Source organism: Oceanobacillus sp. FSL K6-0251, from assembly GCF_038004725.1.
GTDB lineage: Bacteria > Bacillota > Bacilli > Bacillales > Amphibacillaceae > Oceanobacillus > Oceanobacillus oncorhynchi.
Window position 1 is genome coordinate 3,914,272 of record NZ_JBBORS010000001.1, and the last position, 25,811, is coordinate 3,940,082.

The 25,811-nt window shown below is 40.4% G+C and carries 27 protein-coding genes; 17 read left to right on the forward strand and 10 right to left on the reverse strand.

What is annotated here, in order from left to right; all coding sequences use genetic code 11:
• Positions 1 to 77: 77 nt before the first annotated feature.
• Positions 78 to 1,172, forward strand: coding sequence for a sporulation integral membrane protein YtvI (ytvI, locus tag MKY45_RS19345; RefSeq protein ID WP_042529875.1), 1,095 nt, complete (start codon positions 78 to 80; stop codon positions 1,170 to 1,172).
• Positions 1,173 to 1,279: 107 nt separating this feature from the next.
• Here ytvI and MKY45_RS19350 read toward each other — a convergent pair whose 3' ends face one another.
• The 3 genes from MKY45_RS19350 to MKY45_RS19360 all read right to left on the reverse strand — a co-directional run bounded on the left by MKY45_RS19350 (position 1,280) and on the right by MKY45_RS19360 (position 4,044).
• Positions 1,280 to 2,125 carry a Cof-type HAD-IIB family hydrolase gene (locus tag MKY45_RS19350; RefSeq protein WP_341173251.1) on the reverse strand — a complete coding sequence of 282 codons (846 nt, stop codon included), beginning with the start codon at positions 2,123 to 2,125 and terminating at the stop codon, positions 1,280 to 1,282.
• Positions 2,126 to 2,221: 96 nt separating this feature from the next.
• Positions 2,222 to 3,577, reverse strand: a complete 1,356-nt coding sequence (locus tag MKY45_RS19355; protein ID WP_193064879.1) for a tripartite tricarboxylate transporter permease — start codon at positions 3,575 to 3,577, stop codon at positions 2,222 to 2,224.
• Positions 3,578 to 3,600: 23 nt separating this feature from the next.
• The gene (locus tag MKY45_RS19360; RefSeq protein WP_341173252.1) at positions 3,601 to 4,044 is read right to left on the reverse strand and encodes a hypothetical protein; all 444 of its coding nucleotides are present in this window, start codon (positions 4,042 to 4,044) and stop codon (positions 3,601 to 3,603) included.
• A 228-nt stretch (positions 4,045 to 4,272) separates the two neighbouring features.
• On the opposite strand from MKY45_RS19360, the gene MKY45_RS19365 reads away from it, so the two are divergent.
• Complete coding sequence (locus MKY45_RS19365) at positions 4,273 to 4,722, forward strand: GNAT family N-acetyltransferase (RefSeq protein WP_341173253.1); 450 nt, start codon at positions 4,273 to 4,275, stop codon at positions 4,720 to 4,722.
• Positions 4,723 to 4,805: 83 nt separating this feature from the next.
• Here MKY45_RS19365 and MKY45_RS19370 read toward each other — a convergent pair whose 3' ends face one another.
• A complete protein-coding gene (locus tag MKY45_RS19370) occupies positions 4,806 to 6,233 on the reverse strand; it encodes a 3D domain-containing protein (protein WP_341173254.1) in 1,428 nt (475 codons plus the stop codon).
• Between the two features lie 562 nt (positions 6,234 to 6,795).
• Between MKY45_RS19370 and MKY45_RS19375 the strand changes: the two genes are divergently transcribed.
• The 7 genes from MKY45_RS19375 (at position 6,796) to MKY45_RS19405 (ending at position 13,429) form a co-directional block, all read left to right on the forward strand.
• Positions 6,796 to 8,859 carry a BglG family transcription antiterminator gene (locus MKY45_RS19375; RefSeq protein WP_256705050.1) on the forward strand — a complete coding sequence of 688 codons (2,064 nt, stop codon included), beginning with the start codon at positions 6,796 to 6,798 and terminating at the stop codon, positions 8,857 to 8,859.
• A 21-nt stretch (positions 8,860 to 8,880) separates the two neighbouring features.
• On the forward strand, positions 8,881 to 9,372 hold the full coding sequence (locus MKY45_RS19380) for a PTS sugar transporter subunit IIA (protein WP_256705051.1): 492 nt from the start codon (positions 8,881 to 8,883) through the stop codon (positions 9,370 to 9,372).
• Entirely contained in the window at positions 9,369 to 9,647 is a 279-nt protein-coding gene (locus MKY45_RS19385; protein WP_256705052.1) for a PTS sugar transporter subunit IIB, read from the forward strand. The genes MKY45_RS19380 and MKY45_RS19385 overlap by 4 nt, the downstream gene beginning before the upstream one ends.
• 64 nt (positions 9,648 to 9,711) lie before the next feature.
• Positions 9,712 to 10,971: a PTS galactitol transporter subunit IIC gene (locus MKY45_RS19390; RefSeq protein WP_193065475.1), complete on the forward strand. Its 1,260-nt coding sequence runs from the start codon at positions 9,712 to 9,714 to the stop codon at positions 10,969 to 10,971.
• 174 nt (positions 10,972 to 11,145) lie between these two features.
• Complete coding sequence (locus tag MKY45_RS19395) at positions 11,146 to 12,180, forward strand: zinc-binding dehydrogenase (RefSeq protein ID WP_341173255.1); 1,035 nt, start codon at positions 11,146 to 11,148, stop codon at positions 12,178 to 12,180.
• A gap of 35 nt (positions 12,181 to 12,215) precedes the next feature.
• Positions 12,216 to 12,368 (forward strand): hypothetical protein, encoded by a 153-nt coding sequence (locus MKY45_RS19400; RefSeq protein WP_175296999.1) that lies wholly within the window; start codon positions 12,216 to 12,218, stop codon positions 12,366 to 12,368.
• 14 nt (positions 12,369 to 12,382) lie between these two features.
• Positions 12,383 to 13,429 (forward strand): galactitol-1-phosphate 5-dehydrogenase, encoded by a 1,047-nt coding sequence (locus MKY45_RS19405; protein ID WP_256705054.1) that lies wholly within the window; start codon positions 12,383 to 12,385, stop codon positions 13,427 to 13,429.
• Positions 13,430 to 13,535: 106 nt separating this feature from the next.
• Here MKY45_RS19405 and MKY45_RS19410 read toward each other — a convergent pair whose 3' ends face one another.
• Positions 13,536 to 14,111: a GNAT family N-acetyltransferase gene (locus MKY45_RS19410; protein ID WP_341173256.1), complete on the reverse strand. Its 576-nt coding sequence runs from the start codon at positions 14,109 to 14,111 to the stop codon at positions 13,536 to 13,538.
• A gap of 32 nt (positions 14,112 to 14,143) precedes the next feature.
• Positions 14,144 to 14,740 (reverse strand): NAD(P)H-dependent oxidoreductase, encoded by a 597-nt coding sequence (locus MKY45_RS19415; protein ID WP_256705056.1) that lies wholly within the window; start codon positions 14,738 to 14,740, stop codon positions 14,144 to 14,146.
• Positions 14,741 to 14,895: 155 nt separating this feature from the next.
• Between MKY45_RS19415 and MKY45_RS19420 the strand changes: the two genes are divergently transcribed.
• Positions 14,896 to 15,492: a TetR/AcrR family transcriptional regulator gene (locus tag MKY45_RS19420; RefSeq protein WP_256705057.1), complete on the forward strand. Its 597-nt coding sequence runs from the start codon at positions 14,896 to 14,898 to the stop codon at positions 15,490 to 15,492.
• Positions 15,493 to 15,644: 152 nt separating this feature from the next.
• Here the strand turns inward: MKY45_RS19420 and manA are convergent, their stop codons facing one another.
• From manA to MKY45_RS19435, 3 genes are all read right to left on the reverse strand, one after another.
• Positions 15,645 to 16,601, reverse strand: coding sequence for a mannose-6-phosphate isomerase, class I (manA, locus tag MKY45_RS19425; protein ID WP_341173257.1), 957 nt, complete (start codon positions 16,599 to 16,601; stop codon positions 15,645 to 15,647).
• A gap of 204 nt (positions 16,602 to 16,805) precedes the next feature.
• Positions 16,806 to 17,693: a protein phosphatase 2C domain-containing protein gene (locus MKY45_RS19430; RefSeq protein ID WP_341173258.1), complete on the reverse strand. Its 888-nt coding sequence runs from the start codon at positions 17,691 to 17,693 to the stop codon at positions 16,806 to 16,808.
• A gap of 131 nt (positions 17,694 to 17,824) precedes the next feature.
• Positions 17,825 to 19,336 carry a DHA2 family efflux MFS transporter permease subunit gene (locus MKY45_RS19435; RefSeq protein WP_332094492.1) on the reverse strand — a complete coding sequence of 504 codons (1,512 nt, stop codon included), beginning with the start codon at positions 19,334 to 19,336 and terminating at the stop codon, positions 17,825 to 17,827.
• Positions 19,337 to 19,666: 330 nt separating this feature from the next.
• On the opposite strand from MKY45_RS19435, the gene MKY45_RS19440 reads away from it, so the two are divergent.
• The 3 genes from MKY45_RS19440 (at position 19,667) to MKY45_RS19450 (ending at position 22,299) form a co-directional block, all read left to right on the forward strand.
• The gene (locus MKY45_RS19440; RefSeq protein ID WP_341173259.1) at positions 19,667 to 20,554 is read left to right on the forward strand and encodes a TetR/AcrR family transcriptional regulator; all 888 of its coding nucleotides are present in this window, start codon (positions 19,667 to 19,669) and stop codon (positions 20,552 to 20,554) included.
• Positions 20,555 to 20,720: 166 nt separating this feature from the next.
• A complete protein-coding gene (locus tag MKY45_RS19445) occupies positions 20,721 to 21,431 on the forward strand; it encodes a DUF6612 family protein (protein WP_332094494.1) in 711 nt (236 codons plus the stop codon).
• Between the two features lie 319 nt (positions 21,432 to 21,750).
• Positions 21,751 to 22,299 carry a competence protein ComK gene (locus tag MKY45_RS19450; protein WP_212928907.1) on the forward strand — a complete coding sequence of 183 codons (549 nt, stop codon included), beginning with the start codon at positions 21,751 to 21,753 and terminating at the stop codon, positions 22,297 to 22,299.
• Positions 22,300 to 22,661: 362 nt separating this feature from the next.
• On the opposite strand, the gene MKY45_RS19455 is transcribed toward MKY45_RS19450, so the two are convergent.
• The gene (locus tag MKY45_RS19455) at positions 22,662 to 23,450 is read right to left on the reverse strand and encodes an SDR family oxidoreductase (RefSeq protein ID WP_341173260.1); all 789 of its coding nucleotides are present in this window, start codon (positions 23,448 to 23,450) and stop codon (positions 22,662 to 22,664) included.
• Positions 23,451 to 23,608: 158 nt separating this feature from the next.
• Here MKY45_RS19455 and MKY45_RS19460 point away from each other — a divergent pair, with 158 nt between their 5' ends.
• The 4 genes from MKY45_RS19460 to MKY45_RS19475 all read left to right on the forward strand — a co-directional run bounded on the left by MKY45_RS19460 (position 23,609) and on the right by MKY45_RS19475 (position 25,811).
• A complete protein-coding gene (locus MKY45_RS19460; RefSeq protein ID WP_212928909.1) occupies positions 23,609 to 23,779 on the forward strand; it encodes a hypothetical protein in 171 nt (56 codons plus the stop codon).
• Between the two features lie 3 nt (positions 23,780 to 23,782).
• Complete coding sequence (locus tag MKY45_RS19465; protein ID WP_341173261.1) at positions 23,783 to 24,538, forward strand: SDR family NAD(P)-dependent oxidoreductase; 756 nt, start codon at positions 23,783 to 23,785, stop codon at positions 24,536 to 24,538.
• Between the two features lie 37 nt (positions 24,539 to 24,575).
• On the forward strand, positions 24,576 to 24,947 hold the full coding sequence (locus MKY45_RS19470) for a nuclear transport factor 2 family protein (RefSeq protein ID WP_193065461.1): 372 nt from the start codon (positions 24,576 to 24,578) through the stop codon (positions 24,945 to 24,947).
• A gap of 117 nt (positions 24,948 to 25,064) precedes the next feature.
• Positions 25,065 to 25,811 (forward strand): SDR family NAD(P)-dependent oxidoreductase, encoded by a 747-nt coding sequence (locus MKY45_RS19475; protein ID WP_042529828.1) that lies wholly within the window; start codon positions 25,065 to 25,067, stop codon positions 25,809 to 25,811.

Genomic DNA, 25,811 nt, shown 5'->3' on the forward strand with positions numbered 1-25,811 from the left:
CCGGTTTACAATTTGAAAGCCGGATTATAAAATGATATTATGATATTTTATTGTGTTATTCGGTAGGGGGAAAGCTTTTGTTAAATCAATCATTAATCAAAAAAATTATTATCGGCATCTTACTTATAGCACTAGCTGTATTTTTATATTTTTACTTTTCGGTATTTATACCTGTCCTGCTGGCATTATTAACAGCAATTATTTTTGAACCGCTTGTGAAGCTGCTGCAAAAAGTATTAAAACAAGAAAAACGAATCTGGCCGGTTACCATTGTTTTTACGACCTTCGTGGTAGTGGCTTGCGGATTAATTTATGTCATGCTCACAAGTACCATCAGCCGTATCGTGGAATGGAGTTATAATGTTCCCAGATACGGAAGTGAAATTCAGACCATCATCACTGAAATTATTAACAGGTTCAATGATTTAATTGCTGATTTGCCGCAGCGTGATGCGATTATCAGTGAACTGGAACGTCAATCAGAACGGCTGTTAAACACAGGATATGACTTAGTAGAGAGTTTGATTGGCATGCTCGGTTCCTGGGTCCAATCCATTCCTAATCTGCTTTTTGTATCGCTTGTCTACCTGATTACTTTCTTTTTATTCAGTCTGGATCTGCCAAAGCTGTTCCAAGCTTTTTTCTCTCTGTTTCCAGAGACAACATCTACAAAATTAAAGACCTTCTTCCAGCGTTTAAAAACGGTTTTCTGGGGATACTGGAAAGCGCAATTCCTGCTTAGTGTAATGATTTTCATACTTACCTATGTGAGCTTATTATTTATCTCACCTCGGTTTGCGCTCTTAATGACCTTTATTATCTGGCTCGTGGACATTATTCCGCTGTATGTCGGTCCGGCATTAATTCTGGTTCCCTGGGGAGGACTGATGATGCTTATCGGCGACGTTCCAACCGGTCTGCAGCTGATGGTATTAGCCTTATTTCTCCTGGTCATCAGACGGATTACGGAGCCTAAGGTGCTCGGTGATCAAATGGGGCTCGCGGCATTGCCAACCGTTTTATCCATGTATTTTGGATTTGTCTTCTTTGGTGTGCTCGGACTTATTTTTGGTCCGTTTGTTGTCAGCGCATTTCAAGCAGCCCATGAAGTTGGCTTATTTCAATTCGTGAAGAAGAAGTCGATTGAAAAGGTAGAAGAAGAAAGTATATAGAACAACTAAAATCCGAATCTGTAAAAATCAGATTCGGATTTTTTATTATGGGGAGCCAAAACTCCCGCTGCGTGACGTTTCGTTTTATAAGCAAAGCCCCTGCTGTCTTATTTGATGATTTCATTTAATGCATAACCGACACCATTTTCTTCATTACTTCTTGTTACATGGTCTGCATATTCCTTTACTTCCGGTTCAGCATTATGCATCGCTACAGCTGTTCCTGCATATTCAAGCATCGAAATATCATTAAAATTATCTCCAATGCTGACGGTGTCCTTCTGCGGAATTTCATAATACGCTGCCAGCGCTTCTAATGCATTTCCTTTGCTGGCGTCCGGATGAGCAACCTCTAATTTTTGATAGCCCGAGGTGGTGATGGAAATATCCTCTCTGCCTTCCCAGCCTTCCGCAAGCTTCTCCAGCTCCTGGCGACGGAAGGACAAAATAAATACTTTATACGGATCCAATTCGGTTACTCCTGCTTCTAAGTAGTCATCTACTTCTACCATCCCATACTGCATATTTTGTATTCGAATAATATGCCCGGCATTTTCCTTTTCTTCCGGCGTATCAAACAAAGCTTCCTTCTCTTCTTCTAAAATCGGCTTCTTATCCTTTTGAATATAGACGCCTTTATTCGTATAAACCTCAAAATATAATCCTGCACTCGCCACCGTGTCCATGATTTCCGTCAGCTTGTCTGCAACAAGTATCTGGCTGCGGATAATTTCTCCATTCACACTGGTCAACGAACCATTCGCACAAATTAATGGAACCTCTAAATTCGCCGCTTCCGCAATTTCCTGCATATCATGCAATGATCTTCCAGAACAAAAAGCAACGATATCGCCGTTTGCTTGTCTTCTATGAATCGCTTCTTGATTTTCTTCACTGATCTTTCCGTCTTCACTTAGTAATGTACCATCTAAATCAATTGCAATTAACTTCACGTGCTTCACATCCTTCCAGTTGCTATCTTACCATATTTGAAGCCATGTTGATTGCCCGGCTTGTTTTGATATATCTGTTCCGCTGTATTTCACACCTTACATACCTAATAACGTTGTTACAATCCAGCCGGAGCCATAGAATATCATAAATTGAACCCCGATTCCCACGCCAAGGAAACGATTCAATAATCCGCCGACCATTGCCATGGCAAACGTAACGGTAACACTCACCAAGCCGCCTTCATAGAACGCAAGCAAGGTAACCACTCCAATAAACATAGCAATAATGGCTTCCTGGTTAATATGCTTTAACACAAGAACCGTCGCTTTCCGCGCAAAATTCATCGAAAATGGATAGGCAATAACAGCCGCAACAATAATTCCAATCAACCCGTATAGAAGAAAATCCATCGGCTCCATTAACGTATGCAGATTATGGACCGGCTCTGTTGTAAATACAGGCGGCGCATTAAATAACGCTTGCGCCGGTCCGATTGCTACCGGACTAAGTGGAATTCCAAAGGCCACAAGCGGAATAATCGTCTCCGCAATATACGTTGATTCCGTTACCCCATTCATCGTAGAAAGGCTGGCCGTTGACTTCTTGTATTGTCCCTTTATCCTGGAACCTACCAGCTCTCCCATCAATGCGGTCATGCCGACAGGACTTAAAGCAAAGGTTAACGAAGATAAAAACGACGTCCCTCCAACCGCTGCTGTTTGTTTTTTCGTTAATACTTTAAATGGATTCGGAAAATATCCCGACCATGATTTCTTTTCTGGAGCTAATTTATATTCATTGGGCTGCTGGCGCTGAATCATCAGCCGTCCGCTTCCGGAGGTTGCTAATAAGATATCGGTAAACATAGGTCCAATTGCAATACCTAAGAAAAAGCTGATTGATAATCCGGTTCCCAGAATCGTGGTGCTGACCATATTCAACCCTTGAATTACAAGGGCAAGTGGGATAATCAAAATAATACTCGCCCAGCGACCTTTGGAAAAATACCCAATCAAAACAGCTGCTAATGTAAATATTAGCCCGGCATTCTCCTGAAAAAATTCTCCAAACTGGCTTAAGAATACAGCAAACGCCAAGGATACAGGAAGCGCAATAAATGCACCAATAATCCCGCCGGAAATCATTTTCCGCAACGCAATATGTGGCAGGCCGATGCGCCGCATAAAGTTCGCATGGTCCAGCATCGGCGTAGCCGTCGTATCTCCAGGAACACCCATTAATGCAGTAGGAATCGCATGCGTGAGATGCTTGGAAAGTACGGCAGCCATAAAAAAGGCAAAAACAGCTTCCGGAGGTGCTCCCAACAGCACTACAATCAATGTAGCGGGAACAAGCACAGCGGTTTCATCGGAGCCGGAAATCAAGCCGATTGCCGTGAAAATCAGCCCGGCTACAATCGCTAATCCGATTGATATCAGTAATACATCCATTTTCGTTCATTCTCCTCTTTCAACTATTTCTTTTTTTTCTCATCGCTTTGCGTTTGCTCATCCAGGATAAACATCTCATAAAATCCTTGTTCCTTCATCTCTGCTGTGGTCACTGGATCATTTAAAATAGAGTCACGCTCCTCCTCCATATCCAGCTGCAGCTTCTCATATATTTCCGACAATTCTGCATTGGTAGACGCCGTTTCATTTAAAGTCCGCTTCGGTTTAAATAAAAACGTGTTCACAAGCAAACCTGTTACACTGCCGACGATGCCTGACAATAGAGAATAAGACAGGATCATTTCTTCTGGAGCAATCCGCGGAAAAATAAGCTCTCTGCCAGCAAAAAAGCCAAGAAAGCTCAACACCACACTGATGGAGATTGTCATGATCAAGTCTTTTCCGACAACCGTATCACCAATGATTTCAACATAGGCTTGAGAACGTTTTTGTTCTGGTTCTTCCATCTTTTTTAAACACCCTTCTATTGAAAATATCTCTGAAACAATTATTTGCAGAATGAAATAACCTGATTATACTACACACAAGCTAATTATACTAGGAGTTATTAGCAGATACTAATCGCAGCATAACTTATAACCTGGAAGGCTTATCACCCATATTATCTGTTATACTAATAGCTGTGAAAGTCTGTTATACCCGAATTAAAATGCAGTGAAAAAGGAGCGGTTTTTATGAAGCTGGAAACAGACAGACTTATCATTACCCCTTGTACAGAACAGACAATGACTTCAGACTATCCACGCGATCCTCATATTATCCAGCATTTACATGCATTAAAAGAAGACCCTGTTCTCTTATATTGGGGTGTTTGGCTTGTAAAACGAAAGGCAGATGACAAAATAATTGGAGATATGGGGTTTAAAGGAAGACCAGATGAAAATAAAACGGCAGAAGTCGGTTATGGATTTCTGGAAAGCTGTTGGAATAAGGGCTACGCAACAGAAGCACTTGCCGCTTTATTAAATTGGGCAAAACGTACTGCCGAGGTTGAAAAAGTTATAGCCGAAACACGTTTGGATAACCCTGCTTCCATGCGGGTGCTTGAGAAAGTGAATATGAAAAAAGAAAAGCAGACGGAATCGATGCTTTATTGGGAGTTGGATTGGGAAGATATTCATTGACATAATCGCTTCATATTCCATAAAAAAAGGAAAGCACCTTATTGCAAAGTGCTTTCCCTCAAATTTTTTCTATTAAGTTTCTACTATTCTACTACAGTAACATTAACTTCACGCACGCCCCAGTTAAGAGCCTCATCACGTGTCGGAACATGAACATCGATTTTATTACCGTTAATTGCGCCGCCGATATCGCCCGCTACTGCATGACCATAGCCTTCAACATATACTTTTGTACCTAGTGGAATTACATTTGGATCAACAGCAATTACTTTTTCATTCGGGTTTGCGTTTAAGTCAATTCCGGTTGATGTAACACCAGAACATCCTTCACAGTTAGCTGTATATGCGGTAGAAGTTACAGAGATTGTTTCACCGCTAGCTTGTTCTTGTGTGTTGGTTTCCGTTACAGGTTCCTCATTTTCTGAGGAGTTCACAGCTTCTGCCTCTGCTTGCGCCGCTTCTTCTGCTTCTGCCTCCGCTTGTGCTGCTGCTTCAGCTTCTGCTTCCGCTTGCGCCGCTTCTTCTGCTTCTGCCTCCGCTTGTGCTGCTGCTTCAGCTTCTGCTTCCGCTTGCGCCGCTTCTTCTGCTTCTGCCTCCGCTTGTGCTGCTGCTTCAGCTTCTGCTTCCGCTTGCGCCGCTTCTTCTGCTTCTGCCTCCGCTTGTGCTGCTGCTTCAGCTTCTGCTTCCGCTTGCGCCGCTTCTTCTGCTTCTGCCTCCGCTTGTGCTGCTGCTTCAGCTTCTGCTTCCGCTTGCGCCGCTTCTTCTGCTTCTGCCTCCGCTTGTGCTGCTGCTTCAGCTTCTGCTTCCGCTTGCGCCGCTTCTTCTGCTTCTGCCTCCGCTTGTGCTGCTGCTTCAGCTTCTGCTTCCGCTTGCGCCGCTTCTTCTGCTTCTGCCTCCGCTTGTGCTGCTGCTTCAGCTTCTGCCTCTGCTTGCGCCGCTTCTTCTGCTTCTGCCTCCGCTTGTGCTGCTGCTTCAGCTTCTGCCTCTGCTTGCGCCGCTTCTTCTGCTTCTGCCTCCGCTTGTGCTGCTTCAGCTTCCGCTTCTTCTTCTGCTTGCGCTGCTTCTATATTTTCACTTGATTGATTATTTTCATTCAATTCATCTTCATTAGCTGATTTATTATCAGGTACTTGTACAACTGGTGCACCTTTTTGTTCAACATTTGATTTCTTTATAGTTAACATTTGATCAATAAAAATAAGATCTGATTCAAGATTATTCCATTCTTTCAAATCAGTAACCGTTACACCTAGTTTATATCCGATACTAGATAATGTATCGCCCTTTTTTACTTTGTATTGTTCGTTAAGAATTAATTTTTGATTTGGATGAATAAGAGATGACTTTAAATTATTTAAATCAAATAATTTGTCAACAGTCGTTCTATGTTCTTTTGCTATATTCCACAAGTTATCGCCATTTTGAACCTGATATTCCGCTGCTGAAACATTTGAAAGACAAGAGCCGCCTAAAACGACACCCGTAGCAACTGTAGCTACTAATTTTTTCATTATGTAGTCCCCCCTATAAATATTCGACAAATTCAATAATAGCACATTTTACCAAACAATAAGTTACAAAAATATTAATAGTTTATTACAAACGATATCGAAATAAGTAATAATTTAATGTTAACATCCTAAACCTTGCCATTTTATTGCGTCATTCTTTTACCTTAATTCTATTTTTCTACTTTCAATCTGATTTAAATCATTCTCCAGCTGATTCACACAAATTACTCCCCGTCTTTTTCCAAAGCATTCAATACACCTACCTTTTACATTTCTTGTTATGCCACCTCCTCCAAAAAGAGTGATATTTCCTCTTTCTATCAAAACCAAACGTCATTTTACAGGTTTTTTTACGGATGGTTCTCTATGATAAATTCCTTTTCCGGTTAAAATAAATTACCAGTTTGTTTTCCTGTTACTTCTAGCATTTCAAAATTTTAAGTAAGATAGGACAAGATGGATTATCACAATATAATACAAAGATAATTCTCTATTTTGTGATGTAAACGCATTCACTTATTATTTAGCAATTGTTATGATTTTAATCAAAGGAGGCGGCATTGTGTTAGGAGAAAGAGAAGAGATTATTTTTAACGCATTGATTAATGACACATGTATTACAAGCTCAGAGCTCGCAGATAAATATAATCTTTCTCGCCGACAGCTGGGCTACACCTTTCAAAAAATAAATACGTGGTTAAAAGATAGCCGTTTACCCGAAATTGAACGAACCAAGAAAGGTCAATTTATTATTGATCAATCTATTTTAACTGCAACCGTGAAGCAAGACGCTGTTGCAGACTCCAAATTCCAGGATGGAATCATGTCAGAGCAGGATCGGGTAAAATTTCTTACCATGGCTATATTAGGGCGAACAGAAACAATTTCATTAAACGGGTTAACGAACCTGTTAGACGTCAGCAAGAACACTATTCTAAATGATATGAAGCATGCGCAGAAGCTGTTGAATGCTTACCAATTGGAAATCCAGCATACAAGAAAAGACGGATATCAGATTACAGGAAACGAATTTCAAGCCCGTAAAATGATGATAGGACTCGCAAATGAATTAATCCTGCATGATGACAACAAGAGTAAACTGCAGGAAGTTCTGATGCTTGAGGATGAGCTGCTTGCACAGTTCGAGCGCCGTTTAGAGCGGGTTGAACAAAAGCTTACCATTCAGTTCACTGATGAAATTATGATGACACTTCCAGCTATTTTTGTCTTAATCCTGAGAAGAATTCAAAAAGGATATTCGATTAAGCCTTTATTTATCCGCTATGATGAACTCTCCAATACAAAGGAGTATCAAGCAACGGAAGAAATACTATATGACAAAAATCTGCCGACACCTGAACGCATCTTTATTACGCTCAATTTGTTAACCGGAAGCGTCCACCGAAATTCATGGATGGCCGAGGATTACATTCCTGACCTGGTACCAGCCATTGATAAAATGGTCCGGCTCTTTGAAAAGAATGCCTGCATCAATTTTCACGATCGAAAACAGTTGATTGATAAGCTTCTGCAGCATTTAACACCAGCATATTATCGGATCAAATATCAGCTGACAGATTCCATTCTTTTTGAAGATAACGATAATGAAGAATTCGAACAGATCCGCCATTTGGTCCATTTAGCAATTACACCGCTTGAAGAAGTGATAGAAAGCAAGATTCCCGAAAATGAAATCACTTATATTGTTATGTTGATTAGCGGCTGGATGCATAAACAGGGAGAAAGCATGGCTCAGAAAATAAAAGCACTGGTCGTATGCCCGCGGGGAATTTCCGTTTCCCGTTTAATGTTCCAGCAGCTTCGTGAGTTGTTTCCTGAATTCGTATTTCTGGATTGGCTGTCTGTCAGAGAGTTTTTACATTACGAGCTGGATTACGATATTGTTTTCTCGCCTGTTTCATTAGAAACAGATAAAAAATTATTTATCTGTAAACCGATTCTGCGTACGGAAGACAAACAGCGTATTCGTAAACAGGTCATGCTAGAGGTGTATGATTACATCCCGAATGAAATCAATGTAGATGATTTGATGGCTAAAATTCAGCTGTATGCAAATATTTCCGATAAAAAGAGTCTGCGGAAGGAACTCTATGCTTTTATCCACAGGGATAAAAATGCTTCCGTTACAAAACAAGACGCTGCAGCAGAAGAAAAGGATTTACATGATTTTCTGACAGTGGATCATATTACGCTGAGAGAATCTGTCGCTTCTTTTGATGAGGCCATTCGGTTATGCGGAGCTCCATTGCTTACAAATGGATACATTACGCCGCATTATATTGATGCAGCCATCCAGCATTCGAAAGAAGATTCGTATATTGCGATTGGCGAACACGTGGCTATTCCACATGCTACACCGGAGGAAGGTGTCAAAAAAGTTGGCATGAGCCTGTTAAAAATTCGTAACGGCGTGCCGTACGGGGAAGAAAATCATCAGATTCACTTGATGATTATGATTGCTGCAGCAGACAAAAAACAGCATATTCATGCACTGATGCAGCTGATGAAGATTGCTTCCTCGCCCAGTCTGTTACCTAAACTGACGCAAGCGAGTTCCAAAGAATATATTCACAAGTTGATTCAAGATTATATCATTGATCAATAGTTAAGGCAGGAGTGTTATTTCATGAGTGAATTACGTTTTGATAAAGAAGTTATTTTAATGCATTTAGAGGCAGCTGATTATACAGAAGTTCTTCAGCAAATGGGAGAAAATTTAGCAAAACATCAGTATGTCAAAGACAGCTTTATTCCAGCAATTGTAGAAAGAGAGAAAGAATTTGCAACGGGATTACCGACAGCTGGAGTATCTGTGGCTATTCCGCATACAGATGCTGTTCATGTTAATCATAAAACCATCAGTATAGCTACCTTAAAAAAACCAGTAGATTTTGTCATTATGGGAGAAGAATCGGAGACCACTCCTGTTCAAATCGTATTTATGCTGGCAATGGATGAGCCTCATTCACAATTGAAGCTTCTGCAGGATTTAATGAAGATTTTTCAAGAGGAGAACTTTCTCAATCAATTACTTCAGACAGATAATGCATCAGAAATGCAGAAACAACTGGCTGACAAGCTGGACCTGCCAAACTTTAAAGGAGGTGAGAAGCTATGAAACAAGTACTTGTAGCTTGCGGAGCAGGAATTGCTACATCCACTGTAGTGAATAATGCGATTGAAGAATTAGCAAAAGAAAATGGCGTAAAAATAGATTTAAAACAAATCCGGATTGCAGAAGTAAGCACCTATGAAGATACAGCAGATCTATTGGTTACTACTGCAATGACAAAGAAGGAATATTCCTTCCCTGTTATCAACGCCCGTACGTTCCTGACAGGAATTGGTGTAGAAGATACAAAGAAACAGATTTTAGAAGAATTATTAAAATAATATCTTGCTGCTCTGTTCTTGTTAAGGGATAGAGCAGCATCCTAACCCATAGGAGGGAAAACTAATGCAAGGATTTGTTGATTTTATACAAGCATTTCTAGGCTTGGGAGCTACTGTCATTTTGCCCGTTGTCATCTTTTTACTTGGACTTTTATTCGGCCAAAAGCCTGGAAAAGCTTTTCGTTCTGGGCTGACGATTGGTGTTGCATTTGTAGGTATTTTCCTTGTCATCGACTTATTGACCTTAAACCTCGGCCCTGCAGCACAAGGAATGGTAGACAGACTCGGCGTCAGCTTAAATACCATTGATATTGGCTGGCCGGCTACTTCATCTATTGCATGGGCATCGACGATTGCTGCTTTTATTATTCCTTTAGGATTAGTTGTAAACGTCGTCATGCTATTAACAAAAACAACGAAAACGATGAACGTTGATATTTGGAACTTCTGGCATTATACCTTTATGGGCGCGATTGTTTATACCGTATCCGGCAGTATCGTGCAAGGACTGATTGCGGCAACTTTATTCCAAATTGTCTGTTTAAAAATAGCAGACTGGACGCAGCCGATGGTACGTGATTTTTATGAAATGCCAGGCGTCTCCGTGGCGACAGGAAGTACGATTTCGTATGCGCCTTTTATTTTTGTGGTTAAAGGAATTCAAAAAATTCCTGGTCTCAATAAACTTCATGCCGATCCAGACTCCATCCAAAAACGTTTTGGGGTATTTGGGGATTCCATGGTTATCGGTTTGATTCTTGGTGCTGCGATTGGCGCTTTAGCCGGCTACGGTGTCGGTGAAATTATCAATATCGGGATTTCGATGGCTGCCGTTATGGTACTGATGCCGCGAATGGTAAAAATCCTGATGGAAGGATTAATGCCTGTATCCGAATCAGCACGTGCATGGCTCAATAAACATTTCGGCGACCGTGAAATCAATATCGGTCTGGACGCTGCTGTTCTTCTGGGACATCCGTCAGTTATTGCTACGGCTTTGATTTTAACGCCAGTCACTGTTTTGATTGCTGTTATTTTACCAGGTAATGCCGTGCTTCCTTTTGGAGACTTGGCAACCATTCCATTTGTTATAGCTTTTGTTGTCGGAGCTTCTAAAGGAAATATTATTCACTCTGTTATCGTCGGCTCGTTCATGATAGCGGTTTCTCTCTATGTAGCAACGGATATCGCTCCATTGTTCACGGATATGGCAATGAGTGCAGACATTAATCTTCCGGAAGGTTCTGCACAGGTGTCCAGCATTGACCAGGGAGGTAATATCGTTAACTGGGTAATCTGGAGATTCTTTGACTTATTTAATTAATGAAAAGATTGATTCGTATCAGTAGTTACTTTTGATATGGAACTAGCAGAAAATAATAGTATTACGAAATATTATCCAGGTATCTTCATTCTTTCATGAAACGAGATTCTATCATCTTTTTTCTGCTTTTCTATATAGTTGATTTGAAAATATATAATACGAGGAGAATAGATCATGAAAGCTCTTGTAAAAACAGAACTGGGACATGGGAATTTACACATGCAAGATGTAGAGGAACCTGTTGTATCCAGTCATCATGTGAAAATCAAAGTAGCTTGGGCAGGTATCTGCGGATCCGATATCCATACCTACGAAGGACATTATAAAGTCGCGGCTCCAGTTACCTTAGGACATGAATTTTCTGGAGAAATAGCAGAGATTGGAGATGGCGTTACCAAGTTTAAAGTAGGAGATCGCGTGACATCAGAAACTACCTTCTATATCTGCAGAGAATGTAAGTATTGCCAATCAGGAGACTACAATTTATGCAATCACCGTAAAGGATTGGGAAGCCAAATAAATGGCGGCTTTGCTAAGTATCTTATCGCGCGTGAAGAAAGCCTTCACCACCTGCCAAAAGAAGTGGATGACCAGTCTGCTGCAATGACAGAGCCTTTGGCGTGCACATATCACGCTATCCAAAAAACAGAAATTCACGAGGGTGATTTAGTCATTGTTCTCGGGCCGGGTCCAATAGGCTTACTCGCAGCTCAAGTAGCCAAAAGCAATGGTGCATCCGTTTTAATTGCCGGCCTGACAAATGATCAGATTCGTCTGGATAAAGCAAACGAAATTGGCATCGATTATGTCATTAACCTTCAAAAAGAAAACCTGAAAAACAAAGTAAATGAACTGACAGATGGGTACGGTGCAGATGTGCTTTTAGAGTGCTCCGGATCGATTCACGCTGCCAATCAAGGTCTTGATTTATTAAGAAAAAAAGGACACTATGCGCAAATTGGTATTTTCCCGGAAGCTCAGGTTTCCCTTGATATGGAAAAAGTCATTCAAAAGGAAATAAAGGTAGTCGGAAGCAGAAGTCAAAAGCCTGCTGACTGGGAACCCTCCATCCAATTAATGAAAGAAGGCAAAGTAGATGCAAAAAGCCTCGTAACACATGAATATTCTATCAATCAGTGGGATGAAGCTTACCAGGCAATAAAAAGCGGGAAAGCCATAAAAGTCATGCTCACCCCTCTGGATGATTAAAGTGTCTGAAATATAAATCGAAATGAGGTTTTAATATGGTTGATATGTTTTTAGATTTTATGCTCGGTCCAATGCGCGGCATCAGTCAATTTTATTTTGAATACCAGGTTATCTTCAATTCCATTGTCGTTGGTATTGCTGCCTATTTCTTAGTAAAAAGAAGTAAGAAATCAAATCAATCGCATTAGAGAGGAGTTCTGACTTGAAAGCTCTAAATTTATACGATACAGAGGATTTACGTTATGAAGAAGATACACCTATTCCTCAAATTATTCGTGAAGAGGACATTCTTATTCAGGTACAATCCGCCGGCATATGCGGTTCAGATTTATCCCGCTACAAAAAGCTTGGTCCTTATGTTCCAGGAACCACTTTTGGCCATGAATTTTCAGGAGTGGTAGCTGCTATGGGCAGTGCGGTAACACAATGGAAAGAAGGCGACCGCATAGCTGCTTGCCCGACCTTTGCCTGCGGGAATTGCATCTACTGCAGACAAGGATTTCCAACCCGCTGTACAGACCTGACGGTTATTGGCGCAAAACAGCCGGGAGCTTATGCCGAATACGTGGTCTTGCCTGCATCTCACGCGCTGCCGCTCCCGGATGAAATTGATTTTGACACTGCCTCCCTGCTGGAACCATCTTCTGTCGTGCTGCACGGTTTTTACCGTACCTCTATCCAGCCAGGTGCAGCAGTAGCAATCATGGGCGTTGGCAGTATTGGGCTTCTTTCCGTGCAGTGGGCAAAAATTTTTGGATCGGCAACCATTTTCGCCATTGATATGGATGAAAACAAACTAAAAATCGCTAAACAGCTGGGCGCTGATATTCTGATTAACCCGCTGAAAGAAGATACAGAAACGGTTATAAAAAAACATACCGCTTCCTCTGGTGTTGACCTGGCCGTAGAATCAGCAGGTTCTCCCCTGACAAGCGAGCAGGTGCTAGCACTCCCTAAAAAAGGTGGAGAGGTTTTATACTTAGGTATTCCCTATGGCGATATTACCCTCCACCGCTATTATTTTGAAAAGATCGTCCGAAATGAATTGCAGATTTTAGGTGCCTGGAATGCATTATCTGCACCTTTTCCAGGGAAGGAATGGACTACGGGACTCTATTATATGAAAACAGGACAGCTAGATGTAAAGCCGATGATTTCTCATCATCTTCCGCTGGAGAAAGGTCCTGAGATTTTCCAACAGCTTATTCATAAAGAAATAGACGCTGCGAAAGTTCTTTTTCATCCTTAGACTGTGAAATTTAAAAAAAGAAGCCGGAAACAGAGCTCCGACTTCTTTTTTGCTGCTAATCAAGCTGTACACAGTTCTTTCTTTCATTTACCTGCATGATGGCATATTACCGATTCTCCTTAATAAATATACTCCCTAACGGCAATCTCAAAATACGATTATACAGCTTTTGATAAAAAGAAATATCATAAGCCTCTGTCCCACCTAAATTATCCATCATTCGAAATGGGACAAAAAACGTATTTACCTTCATATCCGGATTCACAACCAGCCCATTTCTTTCATAAAAGCGGATTCGCCGAAGCCTCGTTGCCTGGTCCTTCTCATCCTTCGCAGCGTCCGGATCCTCCACCTCCAGTAAAATACCATCAGGAAACAACGCATTTAACTGACGAATGAGTTCACTGCCAAGGCCTTTTGATTGATATTTTGGAAGAATAGCCAGATATGCAATAAAAACACCTTTAAACCCAGGCGCCTTCTGATAAATAGCATAGCCATATTTTTCCTGCCCATCCGTAAGATAGACAGCTTCCCAAATGCTCTTTTTGAAATTATGCCGTATCACAAAACGGGGAAATAACTCCCCCCGGCCAAATTCCTGTTCTAAATAATTATAAAGAACCTTTATATTGATATTCGTTACATTCATTTTTTCTAAATAGTATTTCGTCGATTGCATGATAATCCTCCAGTTTCTATTTCAAGCATTACTTAGATTTTTTGCGCTTCTTTTGTCATTCGCTGTAAAAACCTTTTTCTGCTCTTTTCTTTTGTATATCTTAAAAAAGACATGGTATGTACTGTTGTTGGTGTAATGCCGCACATTTTAAGCACTTGCTTCTTTAACACTTTTCCATAATCTTGCTGTACGAGATTCGCATAAATTGCCGGTGTATCGTGCGTCGTAATAATCCATGCTGTTTTATTTTTCAACAGACCGATTGGTACAATACCTTTATATTCATATGCAAATCCTTTTGCAAAAACACGGTCGATAAATCCCTTTAAAATAGCTGGCATTCCGCCCCACCAGATTGGAAAAATGAAAATAAGATGCGTGGCCCATGACACTATTTCTCCATATCCTTTTACTTCTTCATCGAACTGTAAATTTCTTCTTTTATGTGTATCATCAAAGTATAAAACCGGATTATACTTATCTTTATATAAATCAATAACCTTCACATGATGCTTTGATGAAATATTCTTTTCTACGGTTGAAAAAATAGCGGAATTAAATCCGTTATCATTTGGATATGCATAAATAATTACAATATTTTTTGCTGTAGAACGTTTATTTTGAACCATGTTATCCGCCTCTTCTTACATACTTTTATGAACATCTGTTTATTAATGTATACATGTATTATATAATCGCATTAATAAAGGAACAATATTCAATTTCTGTTCATCTGTAAATAAATAAACAGTTTCTCAAATAGTGTTTAGAAAGGATGAAAAAGATGGCAGACCGACGTACGAAAAAAACACAAAAAGCAATTAAAAATACCTTTTTAACGCTCCTGGAAGAAAAAGAATTAACGAAAATAACCGTTTCAGAAGTTTCCAATTTAGCGGATATAGGACGGGGAACCTTTTATTTACATTACCAAGATATATTCGACCTTTACAACCAGTTAGAAAATGAATTATTACATCAGCTTTTGCAGTGGATTGATGAACTATACGGCGGCAGTCAGTCTATTACGCTAACAGAATTTATGGAAAAAGTAGCAGAAGCTATTCTTCAAAACCAGAAGATTTTTAAACTATTTATGAATGAGCAAAGAAGCAGCCTGCTGCTGTCAAAAGTAAAAGAAAAAATTACAGAAAAAGAACTGGAAGACAGAAAGCGGCATGGCGTCCTTCAAAATGCTGATTTCGAAAAGTATAATGTTTCCTTTCAAGTTTCCGGTACGATAGAAGTATTAAATGAATGGATAAAAACTGGAATGCATCAAAGTCCGAAAGAAATATCAGAAACGATCTCGCGCATTATTTGTGATGCGGACGATATTGCCAGAACAGTCACAAAGATAAAATCTACTTCGCATACATAAGAATGTAAAAGAAATGGAGCTGCATACAGATACAGGAGTGTACAGCTCCATTTCTTTTCTTCATTTATTAATTACCAGGAAATGTTTGTTTCCCCTTCATTCACTTCAGACTGCTCAATAAACACAGGTTGTTTTTCAATGCCCTTCACCTGCTACGTATGAGACACAACCATCTCCGCATTTCCTTTTAAAGAAAATGCTTTTACCGTATGAGGAATAACAAAATGATCTCCTTTTTCAATAGCAAAGGATGTATCATCTATCGAAATCGAAGCTTCCCCTTTGATCACACTCACCTGCAGAAAATCTTTATCTCTTTCCATCATGGCGTCTCCTTGTAAATCCCAATGATAGACCGTAAAATAAGCTTCCTCAACAAGTTTTTGGACTGTCAAATCCTCTATTGCTTCCTGAAGTGTTCCCACACTCGGATCTTCATGAGGTACATTGGTTACTTCAGCAGCCTGTTCGAGATGTAATTCCCTTGGCTCCCCGCTGGTATCCGTGCGGTCATAGTCATAGACACGATACGTAATATCCGAGCTTTGCTGTGTTTCTAAAATGACAATTCCTGCACCAATGGCATGAATGGTTCCGCTTGGCACATAGACAAAATCTCCTGCAGTTACAGGTACGCTTTTCAACAGCGTATCCCATTCACCGTTTTCCATTGCTTGCTTCAGCTCTTCCCGGCTGTCGGCATGATGGCCCAAGATTAATTCTGCTCCTTCTTCCGCATCCAGTACGTACCAGCATTCTGTTTTTCCATAAGGAACGCCCTCTTGTTTCTGGGCATAGATATCATCCGGATGAACTTGAACAGAAAGATTTTCATTCGCATCCAGGATTTTAACTAAAATCGGGTACGTCTCTCCTGCAGCCTTTGCTCTATTAAATAATTCCTTATGGTTTTCCCACGCATCTTGAAGTGTCCTGCCCTCGAGCGGTCCATTTTTGATTTGGCATGGTCCGTTCGGATGAGCGGAAATAACCCACGCTTCGCCCGTACGTTCATAAGGCGTCGAATAACCGAATTCTGTTTGAAGCTTCGTTCCTCCCCAAATTCTTTCCTGCAAAACCGGTTCTAAAAAAAGTGGTTCATTATACATACAGATCCTCCTCAGAAAAATCTTGCTTCCCCTAAAATTTCTTATTGTTACCTGTTGCTCTATTCTTTTAAATGAAGCCTGCTTCCTTTAGTATAGCTTCTTTTATTGAACTTCCTCAAGCAGTTTCCCTATTCCTTCGCTTTGCACTTCTCTTGTTGCATATTGTAGCGATATCACTTTCCGGGGAAATGAACTGCTGCCAGGTTATTTCGATTTTTCGATGAAACCTCTCTCTTCATCGCTGCATTCCAACAGTATTGCCGTTTTGTCATCAGCATACTTAAACCGCGGATACCTTTGCAGATAGATATCGCTTTCTTCTTGCTGTACAACATATTTCAACAACCGTTCAATGCCATACTCCATCGCATACATTGCCGTATCTCTCCAAACATCGCCATCCACTCCATAGAGCTGCATCCCATCTGTAAGCAGCAGAACCTTTTCCACCTGTTGAAGCGGAATTCTTCCATAACTTAAAAAATCCATCGCTTCCGCTGTACCATCCATAATGCTGTAACCCTGAACTGTATTTAACTTCCTTCGATTCGCTGCCAATGCAGGAATAATCTGTTCTTTCTCCTCTTGATAGACCTTTTGAAAAGCTTCTCCACTGACATCTGCGCCGATTCTCTCGGAAATAGCTTCATATAAATCAGAGATTACCTTTTCATCCAGTCGCATAACATGATCATAGGAAAGCGCCTGTATTCCGCCATCCTGATACTTTACAAAAATCATGCAATCCCCGGACTGTGCATACTCCATATACGTTTCATGTATTTGTATTGCTGCAATCCCGCAGGTGCTGCGTTTTTCTTTTGAAATGGCATTGATTTCCTGACCCAGCTCCTGTTTTGTCCTCTCCGCCAAATCTCTATTTCCTTGATGAATCAAGTCGATGAACGAAGCACCAGTATTCGTGTTATCTAAGCGATGCTGCATGGTTTCTGCTGCTATTTTCCCTGGCAAGCCTCCTACTCCAGTTGCCCCGTCAATCACTGCAAACAGCTTTCTTCCCAAATTTTCTACATAGGCATCTTCATTTGTCGGAGCACTGCCTTGCTTATGTACTTTTGATATGTGAATCATTCTATTCCTGCTTTCTTTGTTGATCAGATTTTAAATCAAATGAATAACCCTTTCCTTAGTTTAACATGCGAAAAACGTCTCCATGCATAAAAAACTATCACCCGTCCATCAGATGATAGTTTTCTGCTTTCTTATTTTGCTCTTGATTTTGTAATGATTTTCCCGTCCGTGCCTACTCTCCGGATAAACAGCGCCAGAATAAATGCTAAACCGATAATCAACAAGGAGATAAAGAACGAGAAGTTAATGCCGTGAAGCATTGCCTCATTCATTATTTCTGTCTGCATCTGCTCTGCTGCTGCACCAGTCGGCATTTGTGACGGATCTATATTTTTCATTGCTTCCTCAGCAAGCGATTCTGCCTCACTGTTCGTCCGGCTGTTCATCACCGTAATCAGCAAGGCCGATCCGATAGCTCCAGATACCTGCTGCAGCGTATTGTTCATCGCCGTGCCGTGCGGGTTTTGATGCATCGGCAATTGGTTTAGCCCATTTGTCATAACAGGCATCATTACCATCGACATTCCAAAGGAACGAAGCGCAAAAATGACCATAAGCGATGTGATCGTAATCTCTAAATCCAACTGTGTAAAGAAGTACGTTGTCACACCTGTAATCGTAAGCCCGACAAGCGTTAATGTACGGGCACCGAATTTATCGAATAAACGTCCGGTAATCGGCGACATAATCCCCATCACAAGCGCGCCAGGAAGCATGAGCAGCCCTGCTTCAAATGGTGTAAATCCGCGGACAGTCTGCACATATAACGGAATTAAAATCATTCCTGAAAATAATGCCATTGCCAATACAACAGAAATGGCTGAAGATAAGGCAAACATCGGGTAACGGAAAATACGGAACTCAAGCATTGGATCTTCCATACGTAATTGACGAAGAATCAGTGCGACAATACTAATTACACCAACAATCAATGTCATATAGACAGCCGGATGACTCCATCCCATCTCTGAATCTCCTGCTGAACTAAATCCATACAATAAACCGCCAAATCCTAAGCTGGACAAAATAATTGATAGAACATCCAGCTTGATACCACGCTGGGGCGTAATATTTTTCAGCTTGAATACGCCGATTAATAAGGAAATCACAGCAATTGGGAAGACCACATAAAATAGCGTTCTCCAATCAAAGTGCTCCACAATCCATCCAGATAATGTTGGCCCAATCGCCGGCGCCACAATCATTACCAGACCGAAAGTTCCCATTGCCGTACCGCGCTTTTCAATTGGAAAAGCAGTCAGCATGACATTCATAAGCAATGGCATCATTACTGCTGATCCTGCTGCTTGAATCAACCTTGCCAGTAAAAGAATGGAAAAGGTCGGTGAAATAGCCGCTATTAATGTACCTAATGTAAACAATGTCATTGCGGTTAAAAATAACTTTCTATTTGTAAAACGCTGAATCAAAAACGCACTTGCCGGAATAAGAATTCCGTTCACAAGCATATATCCATTCGTCAGCCATTGAACCGTAGTCGGACTTACTTCAAATTCTGTCATTATTGAAGGCAGTGCTACGTTTAATAATGTTTCATTTAAAATAGCTACAAACGCCCCGATAAATAAAATAGCAATCATCCCGTAAGGCGGTTGTTTATGCATTTCTTTTATGTCTGTCATTATATACCCTCACTTTCTCTCCATAGGAAAAATCATGTTTCCTTCTGTCTGTTATGTTAAAATTTTTGTTGCACTGAAATACGTTTCTATGCTGCGTAGTGCTTTTCTGACATACAAATAACGGCATTAAGAAGAGGGTTAAAAAACATTTATTTGTTGTTTCAAAGCAGCCTCTCACTTAAGACTTAACTATTTTATACCTGTAGTCCAATAAATGCAACATAAATCTTTCAATGATTTTAAAATGTTGATATATCAAGGGATGTAGACTATCATAAATATTGTACACCTATTCTATTTTCGCAAAATTTTATATAAAGGGACGGTTACATGAACAAGAAAAAGAAACAAATTATTGAAGCTGCACAAACGCTTTTTATTAAGAAAGGGTTTTCTGCGACTCCAATCCAGGATATTTTAGAAGCAGCCAATGTATCAAAAGGAACATTCTATAATTATTTTTCTTCCAAAACGGAATGCTTAATGGCCATTTTGTCATTTATCAAGGAGGAAGTTATCCACGACCGCCATCAGCTTGCTCTTGGAAAATCCTCCTCAGACAAAGAGGTTTTTGTTAAACAGATTGCTGCCCGTTTTCATATTGATAAAAAACATAACCTGATGGCCTTGTTCGCTTCTTTGGCCAGTTCAGATACAGCACATCAAGAATTAAAAGAATTCCTAAACCAGCAATACCTGGAGGAAGTCACGTGGATGGCTGAACGGATTTGTGACGTGTTCGGTGCTAAGAAACAAAAACACGCCTATGACGATGCGGTTACCTGCTTTGGCACCATCCATTTAACCTCTAAAATATTAATGGATATCAACAAAACAGAAATTCCGATAGAAGAAACGGTTTATTTTGCTCTCGGGCAGATTGAACGAGCAAACTTACATCCGCCCTTTTTACAGGCTGACTATTTTCTCCCCTACCATCAGATAAAGGATGCTGGAGAGCAAGACAGCAAAGTGGAATTACAGCAAATATTAACAGCGTTAAACTGCAGAGTAGACAAGCTGAAAAATGATAAACTGACATATTATCATCACTTTTTACTAGAACAGCTCAAATTAGAGAATCCCAATTTATTTTTGATGGAAAGCGTCATGAATTCCTATCAGAACGCCTTATTGCATACCGAATTAGAGGATAAGGGAAAATATATTCAAATACTGTTTACGCAATTCATGGAGGAGAAAAGGGAAAATAGCTAACAATCGTTTTCCTTTCCAGAGTTAGAAAAGGTTTATTTTCCCAAAATAAAGAAAAAATCGCATACATTTTGATGTTGCAGCTAATTTACAAAACCTTTGTGAATGTTATAGACTATAAGTTAGAGTTTGAGATAATTTACCCATATTTAAGAAAGGTGGTGAAAACGTGAAAAAGATATACACTTTGCTTTCTATTTCCCTGCTATTCTTTTTGATTGCTTGTTCTCAGGAAGCAAGTGAAGATGAGGTTGTTGAAAATGTACTAAGTTCCCATCGTGATGTGAATCAATACGCAGCTGACTTTACAATTGATACATCTGACCTTACCAGAACGACAAGCTATAACATAGAAGTTCAAGTGACAGAGGACCCTGCAGCACTGCATCAGATTTCTACAGCGGAAGCGGATGGAGAAGAAACCTCCATCGAAACGTATCGTGCCGGCGAGGAAATTTATACACAGGAAGCAGATAATCCTTGGGTAGTGAGAGAAGCGGAAGAAAATGAACCTTTATTCAGCCCATCCTACAGAGAGGTTGTTTCTGTCCTGGAAGCTGTCATTGATTATGCTGAATTTGATTCGGAAGGCGGAACCTACACCTTTCATTATGATGGCTTTGAACGGGATATTTATGAAGCATTTGAAGGCCCATTCAATATTCTGTTAGGCGGTTCGGATATTGCTGATGAGGACATGACTTTAGATTACACCTTTGAAGTAAACAAGAAGGATTTCTATATTGAGAATTTAGAATACAACCTCTCCGTTGAAAATGAAACCGGCAATGTAGATATAAATATTCTTGTAAACTATGATGATGTAAATAATGTTGATGACATTGAAATACCTGATGAAGCGGTTGAAGAAGCATCTTAACCAGATGCAGTTGATACCGGTATCAGGTTTCGTTGAAATAGATGTGCAATAGAACCTCTTCGTAATGCGCTAAAGCTTTATGAGGGGTTCTTTTTATGCAGGCAAATTCTAGATTGGCCTCTTAGAAGCACACAAATTAGACAGGTCCAGTAATTTTTCTGATTGCATAGAAATAATTATAAAATTCATTTTTAAAAAATAATAGTTATTAATTTTTGAAAAATAAAAACATTTTATGTTTATTTATTATTTTGAATATGGTAAACTATTTTTATGAGATACATAATATGTTAAAAATATAAACATAAGGAGGGTTGTCATGGCACCTATTTATGAAATAACCGGGAAAACCATGGCAATATTGCCAGGAACAACATCCAAATCCGCATCAAAAGTCCTTGAATCAAATAATGAACATATGCTTACTTTCAAAGAAAAACCCTTTGAAATCATTGAGCAGAACTGCATAAAAAATCTGTCTTCTTATGCTGGAAGAAGAGCTTCTGTTCTTCATTACACAAGTTATACACAAAAAACCCCTGTCCCCGTCAGCGTTGCCCGGGGAATTATTGTATTTCCGACGCAGGGGCTTTCCAATAAAAAGTGTGTATGGATTTTTTACCAGCATGTTTCCAAAATCATAAAAAAAAGCGATGGAAGTGATATCATATTCAAAGATGGTACAACGTTATTTTTAAAAATCTCTAAAAAGCAATTAAATAATCAACTTTCGCGCTGCAAGCGGCTAAATGGAATCATTGAAAACATCGAAGAAAATGGGGTGCCGCCTTCAGAGGATCCATCTGAAGCATTAGGCAGGATTCTTAGTACGCTGATTCAAAAAGAACCTGTTGAGCCTCAGAAGTAAGCGTGACGTTTTTTAACAATCTCACAGCAAGACAATCACTCACAGGAATCATTCTTCTGAGTTTTTCACCTCATAAGTCTGGTTGCTCTTGTTCTGTGTATTGTTTGATATTTTCTAAATCAGAACGTTCACCATAGGAAATTGCTATATCCCGGCCTTCATAACAAGGATATCCTCTCTTGCCTCCTCTACAAAATACCCCCCTCTTTTTTTAAGCTTATTAGTAAACCAACAGAAAAACGCTCCCACCTTCAGGTTAAAGGAAAGAAGCGTTTTTACATTCGTTATAAATAGAATAGCCTTGTCCAACAGATTATTTTTTCTAGCTGAATTAAAACCATTAAAAATGATAAATCACACCATCAATAAGCCTTAACCACACCACCATCTATCAATAATGTCTGTCCGGTAACATACCTATTTCGATAGGAGCCTAAGAAGACGGCCGCATCTGCAAATTCCTCCGGCGTGCCGTATCGGCCGATTGGGATCGACGCCTGGACTTTATTTTTCCAATCCTCTAATGCAACCTGATTCTTTTCCGCATTTTTCTCATCGAGGCTCCGTAACCGGTCCGTATCAATTTTTCCTGGTCCTACGATATTAATTAATATATCATTTGCCGCATAATCCGCTGCCAGCGATTTGCAAAGAGCCTGGACACCGCTTCGAAAAATATTAGACAGCAGCAGCTCGCTGATCGGCTCTTTAATAGAAGTAGAGGCGATGTATAAGATTCTCCCCTGTCCATTCGTCTTCATCAAAGGAATCGCTTCTTTCATCGCCCGGACAGCACTCATCAAGGTTAACTCAAAGGCATCATACCAGTCCGTTTCCTCACTGGATTCAAAATCAATAACCGGCGGTCCTCCTGCATTGCTTACCAATACATCAAGCACGCCAAACTGTTCCTTCACAAAAGCAAATAAACGGGCGATATCTTCCTTTTTCGAAACATCTGTAACAAACGGAATTACTTCGCTGCCCGTCTGATTGGAAAGCTCAGCTGCTGTTTTTTTCAGAGTATCTTCATTTCTGCCGGTAATTATAACAGAAGCCCCTTCTTCCGCATACCTATTGGCAATTTCTCTGCCAATGCCTCTGCTGGATGCTAAAACAAGTACTTTTTTGTTTGTTAGTTTTAAATCCATTGAATATCGCTCCCTTTCATTGTTATTCATCATAATATCATATATGGTGCAAGTTATAGAAGGCTGACGCAGGTATTCATTAAATGGGCAAAAGCCCAGTTCTTATGTGAAATTAGCTTTGTCTGAAAAGCAAAAATATGTAAAGGGAATCCAATTAATTGACAGCTCCCTTAGGTTCCGAGGTGCTTGACCAAATCAATGAAAAGTATTCCACACTGACCGATTCCTTATGGAAAAATTTTTCCGATGAAGAATTACATGAGCTGCATGGATATTATAAAAAAATGGTAGATAATCTAAAAGAATACAGAATAGATAAGGAGAAATGATGTATGTCTGAAGCAGAACAAATTGCAGTTATCACTGGTGCTGGAAGCGGGATGGGACGCGCCTCCAGCCTTAAATTGGCTGAGCAGGGCATGAAATTAGTCTTAGTTGACTTCAATGAGCAAACCGGAGAAGAAACACTCCGCCTGGTGAAGGAACAAGGAGAAGAAGGCATTTTTGTCAAAGCGGATGTTTCCAAAAGTGAAGACGTGCAGAATTATGTACAAGAAGCCGTTAAAGCCTATGGCCGCATTGATGTCTTCTTCAACAATGCCGGTGTCATCCAAAAGCCTTATTTATTGGCGGATATCCCGGATGAAGAATACGATCGCGTCGTTTCCATCAACTTTAAAGGGGTATTCCTGGGAATGAAATATGTATTAAAAATCATGGAAGAACAAGGTTCCGGTGTAATTATCAATACATCGTCAAGCTCAGGACTGCGCGTGGAACACAGCTTAGCAGTCTATTCTGCCAGCAAGCATGCCGTGGTCGGCTTGACAAAATCAGCTGCAAAAGAATATGCCGATAAAGGAATCCGCATCAATGCAATCTGTCCTGGCGGTGTGGAAACAAACTTGGTATCCGGCTTCCAAAAAACATGGGAAGAAACCGGAAACACACCGAAAATTGACTTTCCGATTATAGGACGCATGTCCGAACCAGATGAGATTGCTGATGTGGTTGCCTTTCTGGCTTCCCCAGGCGCCAGCTATATGACTGGATCTATCCTTGCCGTTGACGGGGGGTTGACTTTATAAAAGGATCATTCCAATTAAGCAAAGGAGCATCGTATTGATGGACAACGCCACCATGAAAAAAGCATTACACGCATATGTTGATGCTTTCAACGCAAACGACATCGAACGTTTAATAGCTTTATTTTCAGATGAAGCAAGTGTGGAGGATCCTGTTGGCACACCGCCAAAAACAGGACGTAAAGAAGTGGAAGCATTTTACAAAGAAAGCATATCCGGCGCCAGCTTGGAGCTATTGGCGCCGCCGCGCGGATCTTATCGTAACGCAGCAGCCATTACATTTGCGGTTCACACAGAAAAGGAAGGCCAGCCAATCCGAATCGACGTCACCGATGTCATGACATTTGATTCCAACGGGAAAATTGCAACAATGCATGCCTATTGGGGGCCGGACGATATTCAGCAGCTTTAATGCTGCAGATCGCATGGAATAAAATAGATATTACTACACTCTCCTACCAGGCAAGACAGGAGTGTGTAACAAGCTTGCATGGACAGAGTATATAATTTATGGAAAAGGATGATTACAATGGGACGATTAACAGGGAAAGTAGCAATTATCACCGGGGCAGCTAATGGGATGGGAGCTTCAGAAGCAAAGCTTTTTGCACAAGAAGGAGCAAAAGTAGTCGCAACAGATATTAATGATAACGTATTAGATGAGGTAATCAACGAAATTAAAGAAAATGGCGGAGATGCCATCGGCCTAAAACATAATGTGACATCAGAGGATGAATGGAAACAAGTTATCCAGGAAGCTGTAACGCATTATGGAAAAATTGATGTGCTCGTAAACAACGCAGGTGTATCCAGTCCGAAAACCATCGCACAAATGGAGATGGACGAATGGAATAAAGTCATGGATATCAATTTAAACGGCTGTGTTATCGGGATGAAATACGTTATTCCGGAAATGCAAAAAGCCGGCGGCGGCTCCCTGATTAATATTTCCTCTATCGGAGGCATTGTTGGGATGGCTGGTTCAAGTCCATACACTGCTGCTAAAGGCGCTTTACGATCTCTATCAAAATCTGCAGCTGTAGAATATGGCAAAGATAAAATCCGCGTCAATTCCGTTCACCCTGGTATCATTGAAACACCAATGACGGCAGATTCCTTTGCGGATGCAACCCCTTATTATCAAACATTCACCCAGCTTCCTTACTTCGGAAATCCGGAAGATGTGGCATATGGTGTGCTGTTCCTTGCATCGGATGAATCACGCTTTATGACTGGAGCTGAACTGGTTATTGACGGCGGCTGGACTGCACTTTAA